General features: G+C 47.8%; 12 protein-coding genes. 8 read left to right on the top strand and 4 right to left on the bottom strand.

From position 1 onward, the window contains the following. Positions 1-21 precede the first annotated feature (21 nt). Complete coding sequence (locus tag QUA45_RS08440; protein ID WP_333094275.1) at positions 22-1,725, bottom strand: NAD(P)/FAD-dependent oxidoreductase; 1,704 nt, start codon at positions 1,723-1,725, stop codon at positions 22-24. A 93-nt stretch (positions 1,726-1,818) separates the two neighbouring features. Here QUA45_RS08440 and QUA45_RS08435 point away from each other — a divergent pair, with 93 nt between their 5' ends. After that, the gene (locus tag QUA45_RS08435; RefSeq protein WP_333094273.1) at positions 1,819-2,730 is read left to right on the top strand and encodes a PPC domain-containing protein; all 912 of its coding nucleotides are present in this window, start codon (positions 1,819-1,821) and stop codon (positions 2,728-2,730) included. 291 nt (positions 2,731-3,021) lie between these two features. Here the strand turns inward: QUA45_RS08435 and QUA45_RS08430 are convergent, their stop codons facing one another. Further along, entirely contained in the window at positions 3,022-3,618 is a 597-nt protein-coding gene (locus tag QUA45_RS08430; RefSeq protein ID WP_333094272.1) for a hypothetical protein, read from the bottom strand. Positions 3,619-3,670: 52 nt separating this feature from the next. Continuing rightward, positions 3,671-4,846 (bottom strand): bifunctional diaminohydroxyphosphoribosylaminopyrimidine deaminase/5-amino-6-(5-phosphoribosylamino)uracil reductase RibD, encoded by a 1,176-nt coding sequence (gene ribD, locus QUA45_RS08425; RefSeq protein ID WP_333069377.1) that lies wholly within the window; start codon positions 4,844-4,846, stop codon positions 3,671-3,673. Positions 4,847-5,040: 194 nt separating this feature from the next. Between ribD and QUA45_RS08420 the strand changes: the two genes are divergently transcribed. Continuing rightward, entirely contained in the window at positions 5,041-5,901 is an 861-nt protein-coding gene (locus tag QUA45_RS08420; RefSeq protein WP_333220260.1) for an FAD-binding domain-containing protein, read from the top strand. A gap of 129 nt (positions 5,902-6,030) precedes the next feature. Beyond that, positions 6,031-6,444 (top strand): hypothetical protein, encoded by a 414-nt coding sequence (locus tag QUA45_RS08415; protein WP_333220258.1) that lies wholly within the window; start codon positions 6,031-6,033, stop codon positions 6,442-6,444. Between the two features lie 139 nt (positions 6,445-6,583). On the opposite strand, the gene QUA45_RS08410 is transcribed toward QUA45_RS08415, so the two are convergent. Continuing rightward, the gene (locus QUA45_RS08410; RefSeq protein WP_333094267.1) at positions 6,584-7,123 is read right to left on the bottom strand and encodes a cyclic nucleotide-binding domain-containing protein; all 540 of its coding nucleotides are present in this window, start codon (positions 7,121-7,123) and stop codon (positions 6,584-6,586) included. A gap of 148 nt (positions 7,124-7,271) precedes the next feature. On the opposite strand from QUA45_RS08410, the gene QUA45_RS08405 reads away from it, so the two are divergent. The 5 genes from QUA45_RS08405 to QUA45_RS08385 all read left to right on the top strand — a co-directional run bounded on the left by QUA45_RS08405 (position 7,272) and on the right by QUA45_RS08385 (position 13,023). Beyond that, entirely contained in the window at positions 7,272-7,550 is a 279-nt protein-coding gene (locus QUA45_RS08405) for a hypothetical protein (protein WP_333094266.1), read from the top strand. A 231-nt stretch (positions 7,551-7,781) separates the two neighbouring features. Then, positions 7,782-8,891 (top strand): hypothetical protein, encoded by a 1,110-nt coding sequence (locus QUA45_RS08400; RefSeq protein WP_333220256.1) that lies wholly within the window; start codon positions 7,782-7,784, stop codon positions 8,889-8,891. 284 nt (positions 8,892-9,175) lie between these two features. Next, positions 9,176-9,505, top strand: a complete 330-nt coding sequence (locus QUA45_RS08395) for a hypothetical protein (protein WP_333220254.1) — start codon at positions 9,176-9,178, stop codon at positions 9,503-9,505. Beyond that, positions 9,498-9,839: a type II toxin-antitoxin system PemK/MazF family toxin gene (locus QUA45_RS08390; protein WP_333220252.1), complete on the top strand. Its 342-nt coding sequence runs from the start codon at positions 9,498-9,500 to the stop codon at positions 9,837-9,839. The genes QUA45_RS08395 and QUA45_RS08390 overlap by 8 nt, the downstream gene beginning before the upstream one ends. A gap of 64 nt (positions 9,840-9,903) precedes the next feature. Further along, positions 9,904-13,023: an AAA family ATPase gene (locus QUA45_RS08385; RefSeq protein ID WP_333220250.1), complete on the top strand. Its 3,120-nt coding sequence runs from the start codon at positions 9,904-9,906 to the stop codon at positions 13,021-13,023. Positions 13,024-13,286 lie beyond the last annotated feature (263 nt).

Here is a 13,286-nt window from a genome sequence, read left to right as displayed (position 1 = left end):
CGCAATGCGCACCTTACGAGATTATCTAATACTCGGCTTTCTATTGCCAAGATTCCGCGCTCCGGGAATTTTCCGGCTGGGACGGCGATTGTTCAAACTGCTCGCAGTTCTAACATTCAAAGCATCAACAGAAGGTATCAAACCCAAGTCTTGCAAAATTTCAACAGCCGCCCTTTGTCCAGTTTCGCAACCGCCTTCCATGTAACCTTGATTTTCCAGCGAAGTGTGTTCCCCGGCAAAATATAAATTGCCAACTCGTTCGCCTTCAACGCCGTACATTTGCGTCCACTGTCCGACTAAATAGCAGGCATAAGAACCTTTAGAAAAGCGTTCTCCCGGCCAATAAGCTCGCACAGCTTTGCCCGATCGCAAATTTCTCACTCCGGGAAAAACTCTTTCAAATTGGTTCAAAAATCTTTGTGCTTGGTCTTCTGGAGTTCCCGCACCGATCGACAAACCCTGCTTTCCTCCTGTAAAATTAGTAACTAAACCGTTAGGAGTAGGAACAAAAGGCGTAGCTTCCCAGGTATTCTGGAATCCTAAATCGCTATAAACAGAAGCAGTCGATCGATAAAGTTCCCGCCAAATTCGGCTGCGGTAGCCGGTAACTAACTTAGAATTAGTACCGTAACCCAACTGCTCGATCGCCCTGCGCTTCGGTTGGGGCAAAGGTACGTTAATTTTAACGTCTCGCAGAGTGCTGAACGGCAAAGTTAACAAAACTCGCTCGTAAGTGCGCTCGAACGCGCTTTGTCCCGATCGCAAATTTACCCGATAGCGGCCATCCGGCAAAAGAGTAATCGCTTCCAAAACCGTCCCCGCCTCGATCGAACCAGACAATTGACCCGCTAAACTGTTGATAATTTGACTGTTGCCGCCGTCAATTTGATAACGCTCATCGCTGTTGCCGTACAATTCAAAACTGCCAGGTTCAGAACTGATTAAAAACAGCAGATTTAACGCCGACTGTTCCTCGGGATCTCGACCGTATTCTCCAGTATAAGCAATGCGGAGTAACTGCCGGACAATCGTGCTAGTCTCAGCTTGGTCTAGATATTCAGCGATCGAAAGATTGTCCAATCTTTCCGCTGCTTCTGTAAAATCTTGATAGCTAATTTCATCGCCAACCGCCTGCAAATCAGCACTAATTTTACTAGCTAGCGGCGCAAAATCTGCGATTATTTGCTCAAGAGAAAAGCGGCGCCCTTGAAAGAAAAAAGTATCCTTCACCAGTCCACTCTGCACTTGGGCTAAGTCGATCGCCCGCAAACCCAATTCCGTCGCCAGCGAGATTAAATTAGTATGACCGGTGTCAATAAATTCTCCCCCCACGTCCGCCGGAATTACCGTTCCAGCCACCTTGGGAATAGTGCGTATCCGCCCCCCCACGCGGTTAGTTGCCTCGATTATATCGGCGCGCACGCCCGCTTGGCCCAAGCGATAAGCCGCCGTCAAACCCGCAATTCCCGCACCCACAACCAAAATGGGCGATCGTCCGCCCTGTTGAGCAAAAGCTCCCCCTCCCTCCCTGGTAAAAGTCGCAGCAGCGACAGCCCCCGCAGCAGCTAAGCCCCCGTGCAGCAAGCGGCGCCGAGATATGGGAGAATTGGGAATACCAGCCGTCAGCATCCCCAGCAGTTCATCAGCCGGAATGCCCGTTTCCCTTGATTTCTGAGCAATACTTGCAGCGCGGCGCAGCATTGCCATCAGTCCAGATTTAGCCATAATTAAGACATCCTCACAAAACAAAACTTTGATGTAAACTGGATTCTCGATCGTGCAATTTCCAGACTAAAGTCCAGAGAGATTTTTTTAATAATGCTAACCCTCAGAACACTGTTCGACAGCAAATTTTATCTCGAAAACAACCCAGATGTCGCCGTAGCAGTTGCCAGAGGCACGGTATCGAGTCCCTTCGATCACTACCGAAAAATTGGCAAATTTGAAAATCGCGACCCGAATGCCCTGTTCGACGCCAGCTATTATTTAGACACCAATACAGATGTAGCGGTATCAGCCAAACTCAATGGCTTTTCAGCAGCCGATCACTTTATTAGATTCGGTCAATTTGAACGACGCAACCCCAACCCTTTCTTCGATGTTGGTTTCTATTTAGCAAGCAACCCAGACGTGCAGACAGCAGTCCAAACAAATCAATTTACCCCTTTTGAACACTACTTCAAAGCCGGTCAATTTGAAAACCGCAAAGCCAGCGTTTTTTTCGACCCCAGCTTTTATCTAGAAAAATATCCCCTGGTAGCAGCAGCAGTCCAAAGCGGCGCAGTTAAAAGTGCGATCGACCATTACATTCAATTCGGTCAACAAGAAGGACTGTTGAGCACTCTCCCCGATCCCGCCGACAATTTGAACGCAGCAAAAAGCCTGGGCATTCTGACAGAAATTCAAACAGCGAGCGATTTTGTGGGAACTGCAGAACCAGCCGACATTTACAGTTTCATCCTCAATACTCCCAGCCTTTTCAGTGTAACTGTTGACGGTTTGAGTGCAGATGTTGATGTTGAATTAATTCAAGATCTCAACGGCAACGGCGCAGTTGGATTAGACGATATTATTGCTTCGTCTAACAATTTAGGCACGTCTTCAGAAACAATTGTCAGCAATGGGCCTTTACCTGCGGGGACTTATTTTGTCCGCGTTTCTCAATTTCAAGGCGATACAAATTATGACTTGAGATTGCTAGCCGCTCCTTCTCCCACGCCGCTTGTATGACAGGATGGTCTACAGTCGAAGGCAGCCAAAATTGGAAGGTGGAAGACAGAAGGCAGAATTAAAGAAAAACATATAATTCAATAATTCTGCTGGTTGGTCAGTTAGATGTTGTCCGGTTAATTGCTTCTAATATAATAGTTTGTCGTCAGCTTTTTAAGAGAAGAGAGGACTGAATTCCTCACTACAAACTTAATTATACTTTGTTGACCGGACTTGAGATAAAAAAACAATTCTATCTTCATTCTTCCATCTTCCCTCTTCCATTGGACCGCTCTTTCACTTATTAGTTTCTTACCCCCTGGGAGAGGGCAAAGATTGAACAGGTGCCGGAGGCAAATTAGAGCGACTTCTGGTTAGAGTAGTAGACACCAAAGCATAGCCCAAAACAGCGGGGAGCACGATCGCACTCAGAAACACGATCGCCGCAGCCCAACTCATCGCATTCGAGATCGGGCCGTAATGAGTGCGGTAAGGGTCAAAGGTGGGTAAATTAGGCCTAGGGGCGTCCCGGAGCGCGATCGGACGTTTGAACCGCACTCGCCTGTCGTCGAGCTTTTCGAGCAAAGTCCAGCCAACTTCCGCCTCTTCTTGGCACAGTTTGTGAAAAATCGCAGGATTGCGAAACAAATCGTTGCTAGCCCGCACAATCTTGTACTCCCAAACCGTCAAATCAACAGCATTAGGAGTGGGTGGAGGATTGCCCTTAGAGGGCGCATTTTCAGGCGCATTAAAATTATCTTCTTGAGATTCGTACCGAGTCAAAACTTCCTCCTCCTCGTTGTATTTTTGCCACATAGCCAATTGCTCGCGGCTCACCAATACACCCGCGAGCGCCGCCTCCAAGCCGAGACTGCCAACCATCAAACTCCAAATCAGAATTTCAACCATAAAAGGAGTTAAAAGTTAAAAATCAAAAACTAAAAAGACTCGCTTTTAACTTTCAATCTTTAATTTTCAAATAGCCTTCCACCAGACAATCTGGACCCACCGGGCGCCAAGAAACCCGCTCTAAAGTCAAAGCATCAGTCATTGCGGAAAAGCCCAAATCTCCCACAGGAGTTGGAGACCCTTGACCGCCGACAATTTTAGGAGCAATAAAAGCCATAATTTTTTGAACTGCACCCTCAGCAATTGCCCTCGCCGCCAAAGTGCCGCCACACTCCCAGAGTACAGAAAGAAAAGATCGATCGTACAAATAAGCCATAACATTAGTCGGTGTCAGCGGCGAGAGTTCCACAACTTCCACCCCTTTTGCGATCAAAAATTCCTGAAATTCCGGGTTAACCCCAGGCTCAGTCAGCACCAAAGTAGCCGCCACAGAGGTTTCCCACAACCAAGCCGACTTTGGCAAATCCAGAGTGCGGCTCATCACCACCCGCAGGGGATTATTCCTATCAGGCTGGTGACTCGTCAGTAGGGGATTGTCCAGACGCACCGTATTTCCCCCAACAATCACAGCATCGCAGCCGACGCGCACCCGGTGTACCTCGCTCCGAGCCTCCTCGCCTGTCACCCAAGCGCTGTGGCCGCTACTGGTAGCAATTTTACCGTCCAAAGTCATTGCATATTTCAAAATTCCCAAAGGCCGGCGGTATAAAATTCGGTGAACGAAAGCCTCGTTGAGTTTTTGGCAAGCTTCGCCTTCCACTCCCGCCACCACTTCAATCCCAGCCTCTCGCAACCGGGTCAGCCCAGTTCCAGCGACCAAAGGATTCGGATCGACCATGCCAGCCACTACTTTTGCCACCTTGGCCTTAACTAAAGCTTCGGAACAGGGAGGAGTCCGCCCGTAGTGGTTGCATGGCTCCAGGTTTACGTAGACGGTCGCTCCTTCGGCGAGTTCCCCCGCTTCCCGAAGCGCAAAAACTTCGGCGTGAGGTTGACCGGCACCGGGATGAAACCCTTCGCCGACAATCTTGCCATCTCGGACAATTACAGAACCGACAAGGGGGTTGGGTGCGGTTTTGCCCAGAGCACGGCGAGCCAATTCTATGCAGCGGCGCATCATGGCTCGATCGAACTCTTGAATTTCGCTGTTTTCCAGTTGTTTTGTACCTGGCTGCTGTCGATTAGCTAAGCTGGCGATCGCTTGAGCGTCCGCCGGAAAAGTTTCCATGAGATTTTGGTATTATATCTATCCCTGAGTGTACTGACTTTGATGCTAATTTTGGCTGCTAGCAGACGATCGATTGCTGCTCGGGCCCACTGTAAGTTACCAGGCTGTCAGGGCAATTTATGGCGATCGGGCAGCTTCTAACCCGATCGCATAGCTTTAAGATTAAGAAACAATAGCAGGTGCTTGAAAAAACAATGAGTCAGGACATGAAGCGGGAATTTGCCAGCCGCGACGAATTAATTGCCTACGTGCGTGAACAGTTCCCCGAAGCCGCCGGCCGGGACAGCAGCGTACCCCCAACCCCAGGCGGGCGGAAAGCAGCCGAGACAGCCCTGCAACAAATTGACCCCAGCAAATACGGCTCAACCCGCAATTTCCTCAACGGTGCGGTAACGCGCTTGTCGCCCTATTTGCGCTACGGGGTTTTGAGTCTTGCGGAAGTCCGGGATGCCGTGCTGGAGAAGGTGCGGCATCAAGAAGAGGCCGTAAAACTTGTCAACGAGTTGGGTTGGCGGGATTATTGGCAGCGACTGTACGCCGAATTGGGCAACGGGATTTGGCAAGACCGGGAACCCTACAAAACTGGTTACACTGCTAAAGATTACAGCGAAACTCTGCCGCAGGATGTCGTCGAGGGCACGACTGGTTTGGTTTGCATCGACAGTTTCAGCCGCGAGTTGCGAGAAACTGGTTATTTGCACAATCACCAGCGGATGTGGACTGCCGCTTATCTCGTACACTGGCGCCGCGTGCGCTGGCAAGCCGGAGCTCGCTGGTTTTTGCAACATTTGCTAGATGGAGATCCGGCGAGCAATAATCTTTCTTGGCAGTGGGTAGCAAGCACTTTTAGTCACAAACCTTATTTTTTTAATCGGGAAAATTTGGAGCGTTACACTAAGGCGGTTTATTGTCGCGATTGTCCTCTGTATGGGCAATGCGATTTTGAGGGAACTTACGAATATTTGGAAGGGAAGTTGTTTCCTCATGGAGAAAAGGTCGATCGTAGCGGCGGTTCTAAAAGTTGGAACCGCCCTAAAAAAGATCGCAGAAATTAATCAGTTGTCAGTAGGCAGTAGGCAGTAGGCAGTTGTTATAAGTCAACAGTCAACAGTCAACAGTCAACAGTCAACAGTCAACAGTTAACAGTCAACAGTTAACAGTCAACAGTTAACAATTACTAATTTATGAACAATCCGATTATTTGGCTGCACGGTGACTGTTTGAGTCCTGAATGCCCCGCTTTTCAAGCGCACCCAGAGGCACCAGCCATCTGGGTTTGGGATGATGCACTGATTGATGAATGGCAGTTGAGTCTTAAACGAATGGTGTTTATTTACGAATGTTTGCTAGAGTTGCCGGTAGTTATTCGGCGGGGCGATGTGGCGGCGGAAGTTATCGCTTTTGCGATCGAATCCGGCGCGAATCAAGTGGTAACTGCGGAAAGTCCCAGTCCTCGGTTTCAGGATATTTGCCGGGAAATTAAGCGATCGCACCCTGTAGAAGTTTTGCCACCCGAACCATTTGTCCACTACGATGGTTACATTGATTTGAAGCGTTTTTCTCGCTATTGGCGCGTCGCTGAAAAATATGTTTTCTAATTGGGAATTGGGAATTGGTAATTGGAAATTGGAAATAGGTGTTATTTTCTCTTCTTCCTTCTTCCCTCTTCCTTCTTCCTGAAATCCGTTACATCCGTTACATCTTGTACAGTGCTCGTTGCCGAACTTCCCTCTTCCTTCAACTTCCCTTCAAACGCTCCAACAACCATTGAAATCTCGATTCAGCCAAATCTGGATTTTCGACATTTTCCGGGATAGCGCCCTCGTCGTCGGGTTCTTGATATATTAAACCATCACTATCATCGCCGAAGCGTTTAACTGTACCCCGCAGTCTCGACGAAAGAAATTTGGTAATCGCCCGATAAAACCGCAGGGAAAAAAGCACGTCTTGCTCAAGTTTTTCAGTTAGCAGCCGCCGGGGAATTGACAGGATGAGGCACTCTTCAATTGCCGTGACGCTAGCAGAAGGAAGCCTCCCGTCTACAAAAGACATTTCGCCTAACACTTCCCCGGAAATAATTTTTCCAATTTCTTTGTCGCCCAAAGATGATACAGCAACGCTCAAAGTTCCCTCCAGAACTATGTACAGAGCGTCTAAGGGCTTACCTTCGGCGATCAGAGTTGTGCCGGGGAGGACTTGGGTGCGGGTGCCGTTGGCGAGCATCCAATCGATGTCGCGATCGCTCAATTCGCCTAATATCACTAGAACTTTGCTCATAAAGTCAGGTTGAGATGAGATAATTTGTATTTTTTTACTTGTTTAGTTGCGTGCTGTTGTTAGATGGTCAGACCCTGAGCGAAAGCGAAGGCTAAACTTTACAAATAGAACACTAAATTTTACACAATTTTCATAAAATTCAGTAATTTTGACACGATCGACCCACAAATATTTCTCGGATCGGTGGTATTATTCTACATTAATTGTCATGGACTGTGCAGCAGCCGATCGCGTTGTATTAACTGCACTTGCTGTGGACGGCGGGGCTGCCAAAACTGTTTTGAAAGCTTGTTGTCTCTTGGTTTCGAGGCGGTGCGCCCTCAAAAACCGGATTTTTCCGGCGTCGCTGCGAGTGCAGCGCCCCCAAGTACAGAATTGTAGAATGCAAGCGAGACGCGCGATCGAACCCTCAATTAAACAAGATTAAGGGTGAAATCATCCCTAGGATTGATTTTTAGCCGATCGATCTGTAAATTAAAATTAGCCTCTAAACCCACCGTCCGTTCTTGAATCTAATCAGCTTGAGAGTTGACTATTCAACGGTAAAATGGCAATCTAGGAACAACACAACTCATATTTGTGTCTTTTTTTAGCAAAGCTCTCGACGGTCGCCCTCAAACACTTACACTTTTAACACACCCTTCATTGAGGAGTTTCTATGAATAGTCTATTTTCCAAGTCTACTTTTGCGTTAATAAATCTTGCAGCTTTAGCTGTTTGTTGCAGTACCATGTCAGCGAAAGCTGAAACTGGCAACTTGCCCGATGTCGCTACAACTGCAACAATCGCAGCTCAAAATATTGACCAAACTTCTGAGCCTGCGGCAACTTCAGCAGTTAAACCCGACGCAGAAACAACCGCTAGTAATAAAAAAATTGATTCTATCAGTTGGAGCGAACTAACAGAAGCAGCGGAGCCAGCAGCCTCCGAACCGTCAGCCAACTTGCAAGTATCTATTGCTGCACCAGAAAAATCGGAAGCAGCAACATCTGAAATTGCTGAGACAGAAACTGCGCCAAATACCTCCATTGCTGCTGAGACTGAAAAGCCGGAAGAAAGCGCTAAAATTCCTGATAATGGTGTCAAAGTGGAGTCAACAGTCGAGACTGCCAAAAAGAGCGATCGACCTACCTCAATTGTTGCCGAGAACAATAATCTGGAAGTAACAGCAACGAAGCAAGAAAAAGAAGTCAAAACAGCACAAGAATTGTTGAGCAATCCTGTCAGCACTTCTGCATCAGCTTTGACAAACCAACCGAAAGTTGCTGAAAAACCGGCAACTGCCTCAGAAGCAACTGAAAAAGTGGCTCAAGGAACTCAAATCCGACCAGGTCGAGCTACTCGTTCTGGGCCCAGCTACATCGGCATTGGCGGCAATCTAGGTTTTGGCGGAGATACAGCATTAGGCGACGGTTCATTTGCGATTATTAGCAAAATCGGTTTGACGAACAATTTGTCGGTGAGACCGAGTGTTTTGTTCCGCGACAACTTAACTGTTCTAGTTCCCGTTACCTTCGATTTTGTATCTCAAGAAACCGTCGAAGTCAGCGAAGATTTTGTGATTACTGCGGCTCCTTATGCAGGTGCTGGCGTGATAGTTTCTACCGGCGATGACGGTCATTTTGGCTTCCTGATTTCGGGCGGTGTAGATGTGCCGCTGTCGAGCAATTTTACAGCAACAGCGGGACTGAATATTGGTTTTGTTGACGGAGCTGAAGTGGGATTGTTAGTCGGTGTCGGCTATACGTTCCCGAATATTGCCAGATAGTGTTGCTGTTTGAGCAAACGCAGGACAAATAAATAGGCGCGGGGTTGGCTGTAGGAATACAGTCAACCCTTTTTGATGATGGAAAATCTGCCAATTCGATTGATGTAGGGTGCGCCACAAGCAGAGAGCGCCGAGATTGATTTTTGTGAAAGATATAATGATGGTTGGATCGATCAGAGATGTTGCGTCATTTTTGTCAAGAACGGGCATCTTCCCCGTTCCACAAAGAGTAGATTTTCTTGTGGGGTGGGCAGGATATCCCGCCCAAAAAAGGATTATTGAGAATGGTGCAACATATGAGATCGATCGCACTTTCTCACAAACCACCCGACAAAACCGTGACTAAAACAGAAATCTTAGCAGCACTCAAAAATCTGACAGCAGAAGAACGCCTAGAAATCATCGAAACAGCTTCGCGGATGATGCGCGAAGAAATAGAAGAAAAAGCCCAGCGCAAAGCCGAGAGAAAGCGGAGACTCAGAGCCGCAGCAGAAGCAGCGGTTCCTTTGTATGAACCAGGAGGGCCGCTGCACGATTTGTGGTCGCCCGACAGCGAACCGTATTTCGATTCAGAGGAAGAATACCTGAACGCAGGGGTAGAAACTAATGCGTAAGGGCGAAATTTGGCTTGTCAGACTAGATCCAACGGTGGGAGATGAAATTGGCAAAACTAGACTTGTTGTGGTTGTCAGCGATGATGAAGTGGGAAATTTGCGGCTCAAAGTAATTGTTCCAATTACAGCATGGAACGATCTTTTTTCCCCGCTTGATTGGATGGTGCAGCTCGAACCGACATCAGAAAATGGCTTGGCGAAACTCTCCGCCGCCGATACTTTTCAAGTCCGTTCCGTTTCTCAACAAAGATTTGTCCGACAACTCGGAACCTTGTCCGAGACAATTATGGAAGAAATTGCAGAAGCACTGACAATTGTTCTGGATCTAGATTGAATAACTAGGCAACAGCGTACAAATAGTGTTATTTATAAATAGATTGTACGGCGCGGCGGCCTAAATGATTCCTATACAACTTACACTCAAAAATTTTCTCAGCTATCGAGATGCTGCTTTAGACTTTCGCGGCCTGCACACCGCTTGCATTTGCGGGCCTAACGGTGCTGGCAAATCCTCCCTCTTAGAAGCCATATCCTGGGCACTTTGGGGCTGTTGTCGCAGCGATACGGAAGACGATATCATCCATATCGGCGAAACAGATGTGCGCGTTGATTTCACTTTCTCCACCGGCGGCCAAATCTACCGGGTGATTCGCAACCGCCGACGCGGACAATCGGGAAGTTTGGAATTTCAAGTCAGCTTGAATTCTGCCGAGAGTGAGGAAAAACTTAATTTTCGCACGCTCACAGACAAGGGGCTGAGAACAACTCAGCAAAAAATCCTCGAACACATCAAACTAGATTACGATACTTTTATCAATTCGGCATATTTGCGGCAGGGGCGAGCTGATGAATTTATGCTCAAAAAGCCGATCGAACGCAAACAAGTTTTAGCCAACCTGCTCAAGCTCGACTCCTACGACACTTTATCCGACCAAGCCAAAGATACGTCCAAACAATTTAAAGCTCAAGTCGAAGTGCTCAAACAGAGTTTGCTAACCGTACAAGAGCAACTCCAACAAAAAGAGGCTCTCGCCTCCGAACAAACTCAATTGCAGCAAGCAACCGATTTGCTTCAGCAGCAGCAGCAAGCCGACACAAACGAGTTACAGCAACTGCAACTCCAGCACCACAACCGCCAAACTTGGCAAAAACTCCTCGCCGGCCACCAGCAACAGCACTACAATATCTCTCAAGAATGCCGCCGCTTGCAGCAAGAACTCAGCGCAGCCAAACAGCAGCAAAATGAGCTGCAAGCCCTCCTAGGGCAAGAAAAGGAAATAACAGCAGGCATCGCGTATTTCCACAGCTTGCAAGCCACAGAAGAAACTCTGGCTGGCAAATTCAAGGTTAATCAACAAGCCCAAAATCAGCGTCAGCAATTGCAAGAACAGCAGCGGCAAGAACTGAGCTTTTTGCAAAGCAAAATTCAGCAGTTGCAAGCTCAATTAGAGGTTTTAGAACAAGATGAAAAAGATGTTCTGGAAATTCTCAAACAGCAGCCGGAGGTTGACAAAGGACTCGCACAGTTGCAAGCAGTTCGATCGCGTCTCAACGAACTAGAGCAACTGCAACTGCAAGTTTCGCCGCTGCTACAACAGCAGCAGCAAAAGCAACAAAAGCTCGATCGCGCCCGCGCCGGTTTAACCGCCCGCTTAGAGGAAATCAACCGACAGGTGCAAGTTCAGCAGCAGCAGCGACAGCCGCAATTACAGCAGGAAATCTCGGCCATCGCCAATCAAATTTTGCAGTTGGAAAACAAGCGAGTTTATCAGCAGCGAGTCCGCGAAAAAGGTCAAGAAAGGCACGACTTTCTCGGAAACCTGCAAGCCAAAAGCCGCGACTATCAAACCAGACTCGCCGAGATCGACCAAAAACTGCAACTGCTGCGGAAACATGAAGGAGAAACCAGCGCAGGTGAAGGTAAAGCCTCAAATTTTGCGGAAAACGAGCCATCGAATTCGCCTTTAATGGTGCGAGATACAAATTTTGGCAATTGTCCTTTGTGCGATCGACCTTTAGACGAACACTACTGGAATTTGGTAGTCACAAAACACCACACCCAACAGCAGGAAATCTGGAATCAACTGTGGGTTGTGCGCGAACAGTTGGCTGTCTCCGAGCGCGAAATTCAAGTCCTCAGACATGAATACCGCGAACTAGAAGAGGAATTAGCGCCCTACCAAGAATTGCGCGAACGCCGCAGCCATTTGCAAGCACAATTAGATAGCCTGAGCCAAGATGAAAACCGACTGCAAAGTATGCGTCAAGACGCGGCAGAAATAGAGCGGTTGCTACGCACCGGCGAGTATGCAGCCGATGATTTGGGCGAACTCCAGCAAATCGAACAGCAACTGCAACAGCTCAATTACAGCGATCGCAGCCACTCCCTCGCCCGCAGCGAAGAAAAGCGCTTGCGGTGGGCGGAAATTAAGCAAGCTCAAATCAAAGATGCTCAGCAGAAACTGAATAAAATTAATGCTCGCCGCCCGGATTTGCAAACTCAATTAGCCACGGTACAGCAACAGTTAGAACAGCAAAAAAATAGCTCGGAAATACAGCAGCAAATTCTGTCTTTAGATAGATACATTGCAGAAGTTGGCTATAATTTGGAACAGCACGAACACGTCCGCAGCGAAATGCGCCGATCGCAGTTTTGGATCGCCCGTGCCGAAAAATTGCGATCGGCAACTGTGCAGTACCCGCAAGTGCAGCAGCGGGTTAATGAAATAGCAAATTCCATCGCAGTCCGCGATCGAGATTTGCAAGCTGTCAGCGCTCAAACTTCCGCGATGAACCAGCAATTGCAAGAACATCCCGATCCCACAGCCCGCATAAGTGCGATCGAACAGCAAATCAGTCGCCGCCGCCAGCAGCTTGACCAACATTTGGGAAGTCTCGGACGCCTCCAGCAGCAGCAGCAAAATCTGGAAAACCTGCAAGTTCAGCTAGTAGCTCAAAAAGAGCAAATGCAAGTTGCAAAACGCCAGCAGCGAGTTTATCAAGAGTTGGGCCAAGCATTTGGTAAAAACGGCATTCAAGCTTTAATGATTGAAAATGTTTTGCCTCAACTCGAAGCGGAAACAAATCAGATATTGTCGAGATTGAGCGCTAATCAATTGCACGTTCAATTTATTACTCAGCGGGCTTCTGCTTCTAAAAAAGCAACTAAATTGATTGACACTTTAGACATTTTAATTGCTGATGCTCGCGGTACTCGCGCCTACGAAACTTACTCTGGCGGTGAAGCTTTTCGGATTAATTTTGCGATTCGGCTGGCGCTGGCGAGACTGCTGTCTCAGCGGGCGGGTACGGCTTTGCAAATGTTGATTATTGATGAGGGATTCGGGACTCAGGATGCGGAAGGGTGCGATCGGCTGATTGCTGCAATTAATGCGATCGCCTCCGACTTCGCCTGCATCCTCACCGTTACCCATATGCCCCACCTGAAAGAAGCTTTTCAAGCCAGGATTGAAGTAAGCAAAACTGCTCAGGGTTCTTCCATCAGCTTGTCAATTTAAAAGGGTTGATGAGCCGGATGGAAAGGGGAGAAGAAAAACAGTTAAAAATATCAGTATTTTCACCTTCTGTTTTCTTTGGGCTTTCGGTATTTTCACATTCTGTTTTCTGGATAAGTCCCTAATGCCTTCGGTTGTACTACTTTCAAACCAGAAGGCAACTGTATGCCCGTGCGCCAAACCATAATGGAATTAGTCATTGCCAATCTAAAATCTAAAATCTAAAATAGTATTAGTCCTCGCCCCCATGGGCTTTTTTGGGCTGC

It is taken from the genome of Microcoleus sp. Pol12A5, assembly GCF_036701435.1.
Classification (GTDB): domain Bacteria; phylum Cyanobacteriota; class Cyanobacteriia; order Cyanobacteriales; family Microcoleaceae; genus Microcoleus.
The sequence above is the reverse complement of the archived record's forward strand: the minus strand, read 5'-3'. Positions and strand labels throughout refer to the sequence as shown.